We start from the raw sequence: 12,975 nt of genomic DNA on the forward strand, positions 1-12,975 counted from the left end.
TTGATGACAACCGAGACACGCAACAATACGGTCCATGGTGGCAATGATTTTTCCGAGTTCAAGCGTGGCTGGCGCGTTGTCCTGCTGGGGCTGTTTGGCATTTGCACCAGCATCACCGCCGCGCTGCTGTATGCCTTCGGCACCTTGGTGATTCCGTTGGAACAGGCCTTTGGCTGGAGCCGTGGCGACTTGCAGGCTTCAATCACCTTTCTGTTCGCCGGCGTGGCGATCTCCACGCAGTTGGTCGGTCCGCTCTACCGCCGCTACGGCCTGCGACGAGTCGCGATTTTTTCTATCGTGCTGCAGATAGTCGGTTACTTCGCCATTACCCGGATCCAGGGTTCCATTGGCTGGTTGTACCTGGCATTTTTCAGCATGCCGATCGTCTGTGCCGGCACGATTGCGATTACCTGGACCCAGTTGGTCAACCTCTGGTTCGAACGCAACCGTGGCCTGGCGCTGGCGGTGATCCTGTGTGGGACGGGGTTGATGGCGATGATCCTGCCGCCATTGTTGTCGCGGCTGATTGCCGCCTACGGCTGGCAAGCTGGATTCATTGCCCTGGGGGCGATGCCCTTGCTGTTTACGCTGCCGTTGTCGTTGATGTGGTTGCGCATGCCGGCACAACCCCTCAACACTAATGCGAGCGCGCAGAAGGAGCTCCCGGAGCTGAGCGGAATGTCTTTCAAACAGGCATTGCATTCAGGGATGTACTGGGGTTTTAACGTCGCCTTGATACTGTCGGTGTCGTTGACGGTGGGCATGGTCACCAACATCGTGCCGATGCTGCAAAGCAAGGGTTTGAGTGCCCAGCAAGCCGCGCAGATTTTCAGTACGTTCGGCATTTCCATCATCGGCGGGCGGTTGTTAGTGGGGTACCTGCTGGACCGCTTTTCACCTTCTTTGGTGGCTGCGGTGAGTCTGGCGCTGCCTGCGTTGGGCTGTGCGATCTTTCTATTTGGTGGGGCGCAGAGCACACTGCTGCTGGTACTTGCCACCCTGTGCATCGGCGCCAGCGCCGGTGCTGAATTCGATCTGGCGGCCTTCCTGATGGCACGCTATTTCGGCCTGAAGGACTACGCGCGGATCTTTGGCTTGCACCTGTGCCTGATCACCATCGTTTCCGGGCTGGTGCCCATGCTGTTCGGTCATCTTTACGACGTATACGGCAGCTATTCAGCGGTGCTGGTGTGCTGTTTCTGCTGCGCGATCATTGGCCCCAGCATTCTGCTGTGGCTGAAGATGGAACCGGCATTCCTGGCACGTCAAGAACCTGCAGCAACGGCAGCACGCCTGAACCCTACCCGAGGATGAACAAGAGATGAGCATGGACAAACACGCAATCGAGCACTTCCTGCACGGTCAGATCGACTGCTGGAACAGAGGCGACAAAGAGGGCTTTTTCGCTCATTACCGCAGCGTCTCGGCCAATGGCTTGAGTATCGAATACGTCGGCAAATCACAGCACGATGCCTGGCAGGTCCTGGAAGGCATGTGGGCGCAACAGCAACCGAAGATTCGCGTCGAGGTGCGACAGTGCATTGTCAATGGCGATGAAGCTGCGTGCCATCACCTGAATGCCTTTCGCGAGCAGGAAGGAGGCATAGAGACGATCGAGCTGTATCGGTTCGAAGAAGGGAAGCTGTTTGTTCGTTACTTCATCAATCAGTAATGGGGGACGCACAGCCTTGTCAAAAGGCTGTGCGCACTGGCGACCTATAGGCCATCGGTGGAATAGGAAAGCTGTCGCCACAGTTCGATTTCCGCGAGCATGGTGTTGAGCTTGTTGCTGATTTGCTGATAGGCGTCGGAGCCTGCCAGGTAACGCAACGGCGGATGTTCACTATTGGCCAGGAGCACCAACGCGTCCCCCAGTTTCGCCGGATTGCCGGTTTGCTGGTGGTTATACGCGGCCGAGGCGCTTTTGACCTTGGCGGTGAATGCGGCGTAGTCCTCAAGCGTGCGTGTGCCAAAGACCGCGGAGCTGGGGTCGAGAAAGTCGGTACGGAAAACCCCCGGCTCCACCAGCGTGACCTTGATGCCGAACTGAGCCACTTCCAAGGCCAGGGATTCGGAAAAGCCTTCCACGGCAAATTTCGACGAGCAGTACAGCGCCGCTCCACCCATCCCCACCACACCGCCCATCGATGACACGTTGAAGACGTGACCTGTGCGTTGCTTGCGCATGACCGGCAACACGGCGCGGCAGACGTTGAACACACCAAACACGTTGGTTGCGAACTGCTTGTCGGCATCGCTGGCGAAATTGTCTTCAAAGGGAGCCAGTTGGCCATAGCCGGCATTGTTCACCAGCACATCGATTCGGCCAAAACGTGCGACCGCAGTCTCTACGGCAGCCAGTGCCTGGGCTTCTTCGGTCACATCCAGGGCCACTGCTAAAACGCGCCCGGCGTATTCGGCGAAGACCTTTTCCAGCGGTTCGACACGACGGCCAGTGACCACCACGCGGTCGCCGTCGGCCAATGCGGCTTTGGCAATGGCGGCACCCAGGCCGCGGGCCGCACCGGTAACAAACCAGACTTTATTCATTGCATCGCTCCAGTCGTTGTGCAAAAAAAATGCCGCGTCAGCTTGGAGGCGGGCGCGGCTGTGGGCTTTACCTGGCCGAGCGCGCTCAGTCGCGGTTGGCCGCTTCCCAGGCTTTCAGGTCGAAACCGTCGGCGGCGGCTTCGGCTGCCGTCAGTTTGGGCGCCCGGGCAAGGATCTTGCGCGCGGCCATGTGATCGCCCATGCGATTGCAGGACTCCACGGCCACCAGTCGATCATTGCGGAAACACAGCACGGAAAGCTGCTTGTCCTTGGCAGAACCAAGGACCACCGTGCTGTCGTAGCCGTGGGAGAGTCCGGCAATTTGCAGCTTCAGGTCGCCCTGATCGGTCCAGAACCAGGGCAGGGCGCTGTAGGGCGCCGGCTTGCCCATCAACCTTGAGGCCACTGCGCGGGCCTGGTCGATGGCGTTCTGCACCGACTCGAGGCGGGTATGTTGTTCATCGTTTTGCAGGCAAGGGAAACTGGCAACATCGCCCAAGGCGGAGATTCGCGGGTCGGAAGTGAGCAGGTTGGCGTCGACTTTGATGCCGTTCTCGATGGCCAGGTCCGCTTCGGTCGCCAGTTGCGCGTTGGGGATCACTCCGATACCGAACACCACCAGGTCGGCGGGCAGGACGCGCCCGTCAGCGGTTTGCACGGCGCAGACCTTGCCGTTGTCGCCATCGATGCGGCTCAAGCCCTGGCGGAAGTCGAAATGCACACCCCACTGTTCATGTGCCTGGCGGAACAGCTCTGACATCTCCCTCGACACCGCACGCGCCATTGGCCGCTCAGCAAGCTCCAGCACATGAACGTTAGCACCCAGTGCTGCTGCCACTGCTGCGAACTCCAGGCCGATGAAACCCGCGCCAATCACCACCACGTTGCGCGCGGCTTTCGCCAGCGGTGCCAGGGCATCGGCATCGGCTTTGGTCTTGATGCCGAATACTTGCGGCAGCTCACCGCCTGGCACCGGCAACGGGCGGTTGTGCGCCCCGGTGGCCAGGACCAGATGGTCATAACTGATTGCATCACCGCTGGCTAGAACCACGCGACGGTTCACTCGATCAATGGCTGTCGCCTGGTTATGCAACAGCTCAATACGCTGGGTCGCATAAAACTCGGCTGGCCGGAATAGCAGATTGGTCTCCTGGATCTTGCCCAGGAGGTAGGCCTTGGATAAGGGGGGGCGCTGGTACGGCAGGCCTGGCTCATCGCCAATCAGGGTAATGCGCCCGTCATAGCCTTCCTGACGCAAGGAGGCAGCGACCTGAAAACCGGCCTGGCCAGCACCGACGATAACGACTGAGGCGAGGGTCATGGGAGCTCCTTCAAGCACATTCAGAATTGCGACGACGGCAGGTGCAGAACCATGCCGTCCATCTCTTGGCTGATGATCAACTGACAGCTCAGGCGGCTGTTGTCACGGCGTTCGAAAGCGTACTCGAGCATGTCGTTTTCCATGCCTTCGGGCGCTTGGACTGTGTTCAGCCAGGCCTCGTCGACATAGGCGTGGCAGGTGGCGCAGCTGCAGGCACCACCGCAATCGGCAGGAATGCCCGGCACCGAGGCGAAGGTAGCGGCCTGCATCACCGATTGCCCGATGTCGCCTTTGACTTGATGGGCGGTGCCGTTGTGTTCGATAAACGTCAATGTGGGCATGTTCTGCTCCGATTCTTGTTGGGGAACTCAGGATTGACTGGGAACTGTTTGTGCGTTGAAACGCGGCACTCGCCCCAGGGTCAGTAACAACAAAGGGCCGATCAGGCAGCAAGCGGCGCTGTAGACCAGCATCGCGGTATATGAGCCGGTGCGTGCCAACAGATAGGCGAAGAGCAGCGGCGCCAGCGCCGAGGCTACGGTGTTCAAACCCTGATGGACGCCAAACAGACGTCCGTACTCGCGCAAACCGAAGTAGCGGGCAATCAGGAAAGCGGCAATGTCGAATTCTGCCCCGGCGCCAAAACCGACCAGTACGGCCGCCAGCAGCAGGGGGGCGAATTCGCTGGTCGGGCTCAGGTAGATGAAACACCCGACGGCGGGCAAAACCAGGCTGAGCGCGGACACCGCTGGCGGCCACAACCGATCGAGCAGGTAGCCGATCAACATGCGGCCGAAGATCAGCGAGATACCAAAACCACTGAAGATGGTGGCGGCTTGCGCAGCGGACAAACCTCTGGCTTGCAGCATGGGCACGGTGCTGGTGACCATGCCGACAATCGAAGAAATCACCAGGCCGAGTGCCAGGTTGCAGGTCCAGAATTTCAGCGAGCCCATGCCTTCACGAAAGCCCATGCCGGGCAATTGCTCCAGCGCACTGGCGTCATCACGGTTGCCCTGGGCAACGGGGAGCTTGAACCACAGCAGAATCAGCGGCAGCAGCACCAACAGGTTGAGCAGCGCGAGAATCACGAAGGCCGCGCGCCAGTCCCATTGTTCAATGCCCCACGCCATCAGGCGGGGAATGGTTGCGGCGGTGACGCCAGTACCGGACAGCCCGATGGCCAGTGCCAGGCCACGATTTTTGTCGAACCACAGGCTGATCAATTGCGTCCAGGTGACCGCCAAAGCGCCCATGCCGATGATGGGCAGCAACGCGAAGGCGATGTACATCGACCAGATCGATTGGGTCAGTTGAGTGGTCGCCAGGTAGCCGAGCGACAACAACAGCAGGGAAATCACCGTGACGCGCTTCATGCCGTAGCGCAGGTTGAACCAACCCACCAACTGCAAGGACACCACGGCGCCACCAAACAGGAAGGTGATACAGGCCTGCAGTTCGCTTTTACTCCAGCCAAAGGCATCGCCCAGCGGCACGACCAGGGTGCCGAAGCCATAGAGTAGGGCGGCATTGATGCTGATGGCGACACCGGCGACAGCCAGAATCAGGATCTTCCAGCTTTGCCGGAATTCATGAAGATCAATGGCCGCTTCGTTTTTGGACGGGTGCATGAAGTTGGCTTCCTTATAGGTTTTGTTGAGCCAAGCACTGCTTTGGATGGTGATGTGGACCACCGCCAGCAGATTCTTTGAACAGAATCTGGTTTTTTATTCAGAATAAAATCAGGATTTCCGCTTTGTCCAGCACTGCTATCTGACTCACGGACAAACGAATTTCCTGCGAAACACTTACCATTGAATCAATCTGGTCCGGCCGTGTTCAACATGGGGGTAGCGAGCCCGCTCCCCCGGCGAATCCATGTGTGGCACAGAGGTCCTTCAGGTGACTCCAGCATATCTGCGTTAAAAACTAATTGCACATAAAATAAATAAGTGTTCATAATTTGCTGTGACTGGACCTGATAAGGAGAAAAAAAGTGAGTTCAGAAAAAGCGCAATTCAAAGCCGTGGCGGACCGTAGCCGCTGCTGTGGGTACGGTTTGTGTGCCGCGATCTGCCCCAGCCTGTACAAACTTGATGCCGACGGCCTGGTGTACATGGACGATGCCCGTGTACCACCAGAACTGGAGGAGGAAGCCCGTGAAGGGGCTGCTGCCTGCCCGGCAGAGGCCATCTGGCTGGAACCCATCACCCCTGAAGACGAAGCCGTTTAATGGTGCGAGCGTCAGCCGCAACGTGATAACCACTGAGGTGAGGATGTGCTGATGGGACGTTTAAACAATAAAGTCGCATTGATTACCGGGACCGGCGGAGGCCAGGGCCGCGCTGCGGCGCTGCGTTTTGCTCGCGAAGGGGCGATTGTGGTCGGCTGCGACTTCAATGCCGAAGGACATGAAGAGACGGCAGCCTTGATGCGAGCCGAGGGGTTCACCTTGTATGGCTCGGTGCCCGTCGACCTGGGCGATCACGAACAGGCTAAGACCTGGATCGATGCCGCCGTCGCTGAGCACGGGCGCATTGACGTCCTCTACAACAACGCTTCCGCCGCACGTTTCGGGCTGGTCAGCGAGATGTCGATCGAAGATTGGCAGTTCACCATGCGCAACGAAATCGACCTGCTGTTCTATACCACCAAGTACGCCTGGCAGCACTTGGCCGAGCAGCGAGGAGTGATCATCAACGTGTCGTCTACCGCGGCCTGGGGCGGTTCGAAAGTCGCCGGTATAGCCGCGCATTCGGCCGCCAAGGGCGCCGTGGTGTCCTTCACTCGCCAGTTGGCCGTGGAGGGTGCGCCGTTCGGTATTCGTGCGGTCAGCCTGAGCCCGGGGTTTGTCGCCACGCCGGGTACCCGGCCGTTTCTGGACGACCCGAAAATGCGCGCCATGCTGCTGGACGGTGTATTGATGGACCGTCCCGGCGAACCCGAAGAAGTGGTGGCCATGGCGGTATTCGTCGCGTCGGATGAGGCTTCGTTCATTACCGGTTCTGACTTCGTCATCGACGGCGGGTTACTGGCGGTCTGACACACGCAGCGTCGGGGCAGGTGCCACTGGCACCCTTTCATCTCGAACAATAACAAGGTGAATAACGTGGACATCATCGGTATCGGTTACATGGGCTTCGAAACCCCCAATCTCGAGGCGTGGCGTGAGTACGGCCCGCAGGTGATGGGCTTTGGTATCGGCAAGAATCCCGAGAGTGACCCTGAGTCGCTGTATTTCAAAATCGACGATCGCCGTCACCGCTTCGCATTCCATCCGGGCAAAGTTGACCGAATTGCTTATATCGGCTGGGAAGCGGTGGGGCGCATGGCGTTCGAGGACGGCATCAAGAAGTTGGCCGCGGCCAATGTCGAATACTCCCGTGGCGATGCACAACTCTGTGAAAAACGTGGTGTTCGCGAGCTGGTGCGCTTCCGCGACCCGGTTGGGTATCAGCACGAACTCTTTTACGGGCAAAAATGGCTGCCGCGCTCGTTCCAGCCAGGGCGTCCACACAGTGGTTTCCTGGCCGACGAACGTGGGGCAGGCCACGTGGTGCTGATCACCCCGGACTACACGCCGGAACTGGAAGACTTCCTGCTCAACGTCATGGGCTTCAGCTGGTATGGCGCCGGCGCGGGCAAAGGGCGCACCGGATTCTTCCGTTCCAAACTCAATCACCACACCAGTCATGACATTGCTTACGGCCACGGCCCGGGACGCATGGGCGTGCAACATGTCGGGCTATTTGTGCGCAACGTGCGTGATGTCGGTGAAACCTACGACATCGTGCGCCAGCGCGAACTGCCGATGATGATGACCCTCGGTCAGCATGCCCAGGATCCGCACCTGTCGTTCTACCATTTCAACCCGTCAGGCTTTGCCTTCGAGACCATTGCGGAAATCGAGCCATGGCAAGGCGACCCTTACGAGTTGAATCCGGAAAAGCTCAGCCTGTGGGGCCACGAAATGGTCGGTCCGATTCTCGGGGCTAGCGTCAAGACACCGGAAGAAGTGCTCGACGCCGAATATCTGCCCATCTACCTGGCCAGACGCTGAGATGCGTCTGGCGCGGGTCGAGGTAGCCGGGCAGGCGTTCTGGGCGTTATTGGATGCGCAGTCGGATCGCCTGCGGCGGATCAATGCGCCATTCACCCAGTGGGCCGGGCTGGGAGTGCAGCTCGCGCCGGATGCCCTTGACCTGACTGGCGAATGGTTGCCCTTGTCGGCTGCGCGCCTGCTTGCGCCGCTGGAACCGGGCAGTCGGGTTTTTGGTGTGGGCCTCAATTACCTGAGCCACCTCAAGCGTCTGGGCAGTGATGCGCCGGCGCACCCGCTGGCGTACATGAAACCTGAGTCGGCGCTGGTTGGTGCTTATGATGAGATCGATTACTCGCCGCTGACCACCCAGCTCGATTACGAGGTGGAACTGGTCGCTGTCGTGGGCCGGCCGTTGCTGGATGAGCCCAATGCCAGTGCCTGTCTGCTGGGGTATACGGTGGGAAATGACATCAGTGCGCGGGATGCCGGCAAGCAGATTGGGCGCCTGGACCTGTTGACCCAGAAGGCCATGGACCGCACCACGCCTGTAGGTCCATGGATTGTGACCGCAGATGAGTTGGGTGTGGCAGGGCAACCCGCACTGGATATGCGCCTGAGCGTCAACTATGAAACGCGGCAGCAGGACAACACCCGGCAGATGATCTTTGCCCTAGATGAGCTGCTCAACTATCTGGATGCGCGGATCAGTCTGCGTCCGGGTGATCTGGTGTTTACCGGTTCCTCCCACGGTGTGGGGCTGGAGAGCGGGCGTTTTCTGCGGCCGGGTGATCGGGTCGAAGCGGAGATCCAGGGCATCGGCCGACTGCGCAACACCATTGCTCATCCACGCCGGCTTAGCCCTGCGCGTTCGGTGGGGCGACTGGGCCAACCGCTGGTTGATTAAGCGCAGATTTCTACAGATACAAACGCCGAGGATTGATGATGAGCGAGGGGTCGGCGTGGGCGCCGTTCAGCAACAAAGCATTCCGCGGCTTATGGCTGGCAGGCGCAGTGGTCAATATGGCGATCTGGATGCAGACAGTTGCCGCGGCGTGGATCATGACCACATTGACCACGTCTGCGGCGATGGTCTCGCTGGTGCAAACCGCCGTGACCCTGCCGGTGTTCCTGTTTGCCTTCCCGGGCGGCGTGATTGCCGATCGGGTCGATCGTCGCAACTGGCTGATCATTACCCAGTGCATGATGCTGTTCGCCGCGCTGGTGCTGTGCGGGCTGGCGTACAGCGCACATCTGGAAACCTGGGGATTGCTGGCGTTTACCTTTGTCCTGGGCACCGGCAGTGCCTTGGGGATGTCGGCGTGGATGGTCACCATGGTCGGTGTACTTTCCCGCGATCAGGTACCTGCGGCCGTGTCCTTGAACGGCATTTCCATCAACGCGACCCGCGCTTTGGGGCCAGCGCTGGCCGGTGCGTTGATTGCTTACTGGAACACCACTTCGGTGTTTCTGGTCATCGCGCTGTGCATGTTCTTGGTGCTGCTCTTCCTCTTTCGCCTGGTACCCAACCCGCCAGCCGTGGGCTTGCCACCGGAAACCCTGACGGGAGGCATGCGCAGCGGCCTGCGTTATATCCGTCATTCGGCGGTATTGTTCAGCGCCATGAAGCAGGTGTTGGTATTCACCAGCTGCGCCAGCGCTTTGTGGGCATTGATGCCCCTGGTAGCCAAGCAGGAATTGGGTATGGACGCCGGCGGTTACGGCTTGCTCATGGCGTTTCTTGGCGCGGGCGCCGTGCTGGCGGCGCTCAACTTGCCACGTCTGTATCGAGTCATGAGCATGCGTCATCTGCTGGTGTGCGGTGCCATCGCCTTTGCCCTCGCGACCCTCACCGCCGCGCTGTCCCATAACCGCTATGGGGTCTGCGCAATGATGTTGCTTGCAGGGTTTGGCTGGATGGCGGTCAATGCGACCATTTCCACGGTTGTGCAGACGTATGCCGCCAATTGGGTTCGCGCACGGGTCGCATCGGTCTATGTGTTGATCCTCATGGGTTCGATGGCCGCCGGCGGTGCGATCTGGGGGGCGCTGGCCGAGTACGTGGGACTGAGCCAGAGCCTGTTGCTTTCTGCGCTTTTGTTGCTGGTCGGCATTCTGTTGACCCGTAACGGTCGTGTGGAGCTGGGTCAGGAGGCAGATTTCGCCGAAGTGCAATTGACCGACAAACTTCAGCTGGCCAGCCCAGTGTCCCATGCCGATGGACCGGTATCGGTAGAGATCGTGTACCAGGTGACGGCGCCGGACTGCGATGACTTCCTGGCTGCCGTGTACGCAGTAGGCAAGGCGCGCCGGCGCAACGGTGCGCAGAACTGGCGACTGTACCGCGACATGGCCAACCCGCAGCTCTACAGCGAGCGATTCATTGTCGAATCCTGGCTGGAGTACTTGCGCCAGCAGACGCGGGTGACTCAGGCAGACCATATCCAGGAGCGTCTCATCGAACGTTTTCGTCGCGAGGACCTGAAAACCCGCCGGCTGATCCATCAACCTCTGGTCAGACAACCGGGCTGAAATGTTCGAATAATTCCCAGACAAAACTTTACGGCGCGATTCATTCTCAGGCTAGAATGGCGACACTATAAAGTGACTGGATTGGGCATGGACTTCACCGACGTCAACGACAACAACAAATCAGCCGGCGCAACACTCGTCAAACCCGTTTCCAACGCGATACGCATCCTGCGTTACCTCAGCCAGGTGGGCACACCGGAACGCTCGGTGGACATCGCCCGACAACTGAAGATCAATCCCAGCACCTGCTTCAACATCCTGCGCACGCTGGTGCAAGAGGACGTGGTCGACTTCAGTGCCATGTCCAAGCGTTACTCCGTGGGCCTGGGCCTGGCGCGTCTGGTCGAGCAATTGGTCACCCAGGGCCACCGCGTGCAGATGGCCAAACCCCTGCTGCAGAACCTGGCCGCGCGCCAGCGGGTAACCATCACCCTTTGGCGCAAGATGAGCCCCGACCGCATCGTCATTGTCAGCTCCGCTGCCAGCCCGACTGATGTGCGCATCGACATGGCCGAAGGTCAGCGCCTGCCGATTCTGATGGGCGCCAGCGGGCGTTTGTTCGCCACTCAGATCGACCTCGACGATCCCGAGGTACAAAGCAGTTTCGATACCATTCGCTGGGCCCAGCCGCTGTCGCTGGAGGTTTTCCGGGAAGAAGTCCGGGTCGCTGCCGAGCGTGGTTGGGCAGTGGACGACGGGCATTTCTCGGGTGGGATTCTTGCCGTCGCGGCGCCTGTGTACTCACCGACCCACAGCATCGACTTCACCGTTTCCGCGGTGATGTTCCGCGGGCAGCGCGATGAAGAGGGCCTTGCCGAACTGGGCAAGGCACTGATCGAGTTCTGCAGCGAAGTGGCCGGCGTACTTTACTGAGCCATGCCGTTACTCCCGGACCAGCAGCAGGCTGCCCCCCAGCGGGCCGCCCCCTGCGGCTACCGTGCTGACGCGGTGCTCGCGGGTTTGCCGCCCTTCGGCACGGCCCCACAGTTGCAGGCAGGCTTCATGCACGTAACCCAGGCCATGGGTGCGTCCACCGGATAGTTGTCCGCCGTTGGTATTGATTGGCAAGCTGCCATCCAGTGCGATGCGTGTGCCACCCTCGACAAACCTGCCGCTTTCCCCGACGGGGCACAGGCCCAGGGCCTCGAGCCAGATCAGGGTCAAAATCGAAAACCCATCGTACAACTGCGCAGATTCGACATCCTGCGGGCTGTAGTCAGTGCGTGCCCACATCATCTGACCGACATCGAAGGCAGCCATTTTGGTCAGGGAGATCTGGTCCCAGGACCAGGGCTGGTTCAATGCAGCTCCCATGGCCTCGATGCGGATCGGCTGGTTGGGTTGATCCTGGGCGATATCCCGGCGCGACAGGACGATGGCAGTCGATGCATCGCAATGCACGTCGCAGTCGAACATGCGCAGCGGAGTGGAAATCATCCGCGACGCCATGTAGTCCTCCATACTCATCGGCGTGCGAAACACCGCCTTGGGGTTGCGCATGGCGTTCTGGCGACAGGTCAGGGCTATCTGTGCCAGCTGCTCCGGTCGGGTGCCGTATTCATGGAAATGGCGTTGGGCATACAGCGCCATCAGATTGGTCGCCGATAACACATTGAAAGGCGTGAACCACTGCCAGGCGTAGCTACTGTCGCGCCCCTGGGTTTTGTTGGTCAGGGCACTCGCTTGCTTGTTGACCAGGCGGGCCGACGCTTCGGTGATGGTGCGAAACACCAGTACGTGCTTGCACAGGCCCGCCGCAATCGCCATGGCACCATTGATCACGCCAGTGAGGGGGCCGGGGCCTTCGTAACCGCCGCCGAACCAGTTGACGTTGAGTCCAAGAGCGCTTTTCAGTGCGCTGGGGCCGACCGGCGAAAACGCGTCGCCATTGTTGTTGTCACCCGGCCAGCAGCCCACGCCATCTATATCGCTGCGTTGCAGCCCGGCGTCGGCTATCGCTTCCAGGCAGGCTTCGAGGGTCAGGCGCATGGCTGACTTGTTCGACGGTCGGCCGACTTCCGATTGGCCGATGCCGGTGATGGCTACGTCTTTTTCATAACGATGATCGAACATCACTGATCCTTCTCGAACAGAGGCAACCAGACATCCTCGACATTGAGGAAGCTGACTCGTACCGGCATGTCGATATGCACATCCGTGACCGGCAGGCCCACCACGTTGCTCACGAATTGCAAGCCGGGTTGTTCCACCAGCTCGACGATTGCCACCACATAAGGCTCCACAAGGTCAGGGGTCCAGGCCTGGTGGTTGATGGTGTAGCTGAGCACCTTGCCTTTTCCGGACACCGCTTCTGGCGCCACGTCAAAGCTTGCGCAATGCGGACAGAGCGGCGCGGGCGGATGGAAATACTGGGTGCAGGCCGCGCAGCGATGAATGAGCAGTTCGCCCTGTTTGCCGCCTTGCCAGAAAGCAAGGTTGTCGGCGTTGAGTGCAGGAAGTTTTCTAGGCATCAGCGGTCCGCAGGTGAGTGTTTGACTTGAAGTCATACGGTATCATTTGAACATATTTTATA

The 12,975-nt window shown here is 59.8% G+C and carries 14 protein-coding genes; 8 read left to right on the forward strand and 6 right to left on the reverse strand.

The window, feature by feature from the left end; all coding sequences use genetic code 11:
• Positions 1 to 3 precede the first annotated feature (3 nt).
• Both PSUM_RS01275 and PSUM_RS01280 read left to right on the forward strand, forming a co-directional pair.
• Complete coding sequence (locus PSUM_RS01275) at positions 4 to 1,314, forward strand: MFS transporter (RefSeq protein ID WP_020798224.1); 1,311 nt, start codon at positions 4 to 6, stop codon at positions 1,312 to 1,314.
• Between the two features lie 7 nt (positions 1,315 to 1,321).
• Positions 1,322 to 1,672 carry a nuclear transport factor 2 family protein gene (locus tag PSUM_RS01280; RefSeq protein ID WP_020798223.1) on the forward strand — a complete coding sequence of 117 codons (351 nt, stop codon included), beginning with the start codon at positions 1,322 to 1,324 and terminating at the stop codon, positions 1,670 to 1,672.
• 44 nt (positions 1,673 to 1,716) lie between these two features.
• On the opposite strand, the gene PSUM_RS01285 is transcribed toward PSUM_RS01280, so the two are convergent.
• From PSUM_RS01285 to PSUM_RS01300, 4 genes are all read right to left on the reverse strand, one after another.
• Positions 1,717 to 2,550 carry an oxidoreductase gene (locus PSUM_RS01285; protein ID WP_020798222.1) on the reverse strand — a complete coding sequence of 278 codons (834 nt, stop codon included), beginning with the start codon at positions 2,548 to 2,550 and terminating at the stop codon, positions 1,717 to 1,719.
• 85 nt (positions 2,551 to 2,635) lie between these two features.
• Positions 2,636 to 3,871, reverse strand: coding sequence for an NAD(P)/FAD-dependent oxidoreductase (locus PSUM_RS01290; protein ID WP_020798221.1), 1,236 nt, complete (start codon positions 3,869 to 3,871; stop codon positions 2,636 to 2,638).
• 20 nt (positions 3,872 to 3,891) lie between these two features.
• Positions 3,892 to 4,212: a 2Fe-2S iron-sulfur cluster-binding protein gene (locus PSUM_RS01295; RefSeq protein WP_020798220.1), complete on the reverse strand. Its 321-nt coding sequence runs from the start codon at positions 4,210 to 4,212 to the stop codon at positions 3,892 to 3,894.
• 27 nt (positions 4,213 to 4,239) lie between these two features.
• Positions 4,240 to 5,502 carry an MFS transporter gene (locus PSUM_RS01300; protein ID WP_033041598.1) on the reverse strand — a complete coding sequence of 421 codons (1,263 nt, stop codon included), beginning with the start codon at positions 5,500 to 5,502 and terminating at the stop codon, positions 4,240 to 4,242.
• A 365-nt stretch (positions 5,503 to 5,867) separates the two neighbouring features.
• On the opposite strand from PSUM_RS01300, the gene PSUM_RS01305 reads away from it, so the two are divergent.
• The 6 genes from PSUM_RS01305 (at position 5,868) to PSUM_RS01330 (ending at position 11,315) form a co-directional block, all read left to right on the forward strand.
• Positions 5,868 to 6,104, forward strand: a complete 237-nt coding sequence (locus PSUM_RS01305) for a ferredoxin (protein ID WP_007942510.1) — start codon at positions 5,868 to 5,870, stop codon at positions 6,102 to 6,104.
• Positions 6,105 to 6,155: 51 nt separating this feature from the next.
• On the forward strand, positions 6,156 to 6,914 hold the full coding sequence (locus PSUM_RS01310; RefSeq protein WP_083348833.1) for an SDR family NAD(P)-dependent oxidoreductase: 759 nt from the start codon (positions 6,156 to 6,158) through the stop codon (positions 6,912 to 6,914).
• 66 nt (positions 6,915 to 6,980) lie between these two features.
• Complete coding sequence (locus PSUM_RS01315; protein WP_020798217.1) at positions 6,981 to 7,931, forward strand: 2,3-dihydroxybiphenyl 1,2-dioxygenase; 951 nt, start codon at positions 6,981 to 6,983, stop codon at positions 7,929 to 7,931.
• A 1-nt stretch (position 7,932) separates the two neighbouring features.
• A complete protein-coding gene (locus tag PSUM_RS01320) occupies positions 7,933 to 8,817 on the forward strand; it encodes a fumarylacetoacetate hydrolase family protein (RefSeq protein ID WP_033040042.1) in 885 nt (294 codons plus the stop codon).
• A 38-nt stretch (positions 8,818 to 8,855) separates the two neighbouring features.
• The gene (locus PSUM_RS01325) at positions 8,856 to 10,442 is read left to right on the forward strand and encodes an MFS transporter (RefSeq protein ID WP_033040044.1); all 1,587 of its coding nucleotides are present in this window, start codon (positions 8,856 to 8,858) and stop codon (positions 10,440 to 10,442) included.
• An 87-nt stretch (positions 10,443 to 10,529) separates the two neighbouring features.
• Entirely contained in the window at positions 10,530 to 11,315 is a 786-nt protein-coding gene (locus tag PSUM_RS01330) for an IclR family transcriptional regulator (protein WP_020798214.1), read from the forward strand.
• A gap of 9 nt (positions 11,316 to 11,324) precedes the next feature.
• Here the strand turns inward: PSUM_RS01330 and PSUM_RS01335 are convergent, their stop codons facing one another.
• Both PSUM_RS01335 and PSUM_RS01340 read right to left on the reverse strand, forming a co-directional pair.
• Positions 11,325 to 12,515 carry a thiolase family protein gene (locus PSUM_RS01335; RefSeq protein WP_020798213.1) on the reverse strand — a complete coding sequence of 397 codons (1,191 nt, stop codon included), beginning with the start codon at positions 12,513 to 12,515 and terminating at the stop codon, positions 11,325 to 11,327.
• Positions 12,515 to 12,913: a Zn-ribbon domain-containing OB-fold protein gene (locus tag PSUM_RS01340; protein ID WP_020798212.1), complete on the reverse strand. Its 399-nt coding sequence runs from the start codon at positions 12,911 to 12,913 to the stop codon at positions 12,515 to 12,517. Before PSUM_RS01340 ends, PSUM_RS01335 begins: the two co-directional genes overlap by 1 nt.
• Positions 12,914 to 12,975: the final 62 nt, after the last annotated feature.

Source organism: Pseudomonas umsongensis (assembly GCF_002236105.1).
Taxonomy (GTDB): Bacteria; Pseudomonadota; Gammaproteobacteria; order Pseudomonadales; family Pseudomonadaceae; genus Aquipseudomonas; species Aquipseudomonas umsongensis.

Excerpts from the sequence above, each read along its gene's own strand:
- PSUM_RS01325 (WP_033040044.1), top strand. The coding sequence starts at position 8,856 with ATGAGCGAGGGGTCGGCGTGGGCGCCGTTCAGCAACAAAGCATTCCGC.
- PSUM_RS01310 (WP_083348833.1), top strand. The coding sequence starts at position 6,156 with ATGGGACGTTTAAACAATAAAGTCGCATTGATTACCGGGACCGGCGGA.
- PSUM_RS01320 (WP_033040042.1), top strand. The coding sequence starts at position 7,933 with ATGCGTCTGGCGCGGGTCGAGGTAGCCGGGCAGGCGTTCTGGGCGTTA.
- PSUM_RS01300 (WP_033041598.1), bottom strand. The coding sequence starts at position 5,502 with ATGCACCCGTCCAAAAACGAAGCGGCCATTGATCTTCATGAATTCCGG.
- PSUM_RS01340 (WP_020798212.1), bottom strand. The coding sequence starts at position 12,913 with ATGCCTAGAAAACTTCCTGCACTCAACGCCGACAACCTTGCTTTCTGG.
- PSUM_RS01280 (WP_020798223.1), top strand. The coding sequence starts at position 1,322 with ATGAGCATGGACAAACACGCAATCGAGCACTTCCTGCACGGTCAGATC.
- PSUM_RS01335 (WP_020798213.1), bottom strand. The coding sequence starts at position 12,515 with ATGTTCGATCATCGTTATGAAAAAGACGTAGCCATCACCGGCATCGGC.
- PSUM_RS01275 (WP_020798224.1), top strand. The coding sequence starts at position 4 with ATGACAACCGAGACACGCAACAATACGGTCCATGGTGGCAATGATTTT.
- PSUM_RS01295 (WP_020798220.1), bottom strand. The coding sequence starts at position 4,212 with ATGCCCACATTGACGTTTATCGAACACAACGGCACCGCCCATCAAGTC.
- PSUM_RS01285 (WP_020798222.1), bottom strand. The coding sequence starts at position 2,550 with ATGAATAAAGTCTGGTTTGTTACCGGTGCGGCCCGCGGCCTGGGTGCC.
- PSUM_RS01290 (WP_020798221.1), bottom strand. The coding sequence starts at position 3,871 with ATGACCCTCGCCTCAGTCGTTATCGTCGGTGCTGGCCAGGCCGGTTTT.
- PSUM_RS01330 (WP_020798214.1), top strand. The coding sequence starts at position 10,530 with ATGGACTTCACCGACGTCAACGACAACAACAAATCAGCCGGCGCAACA.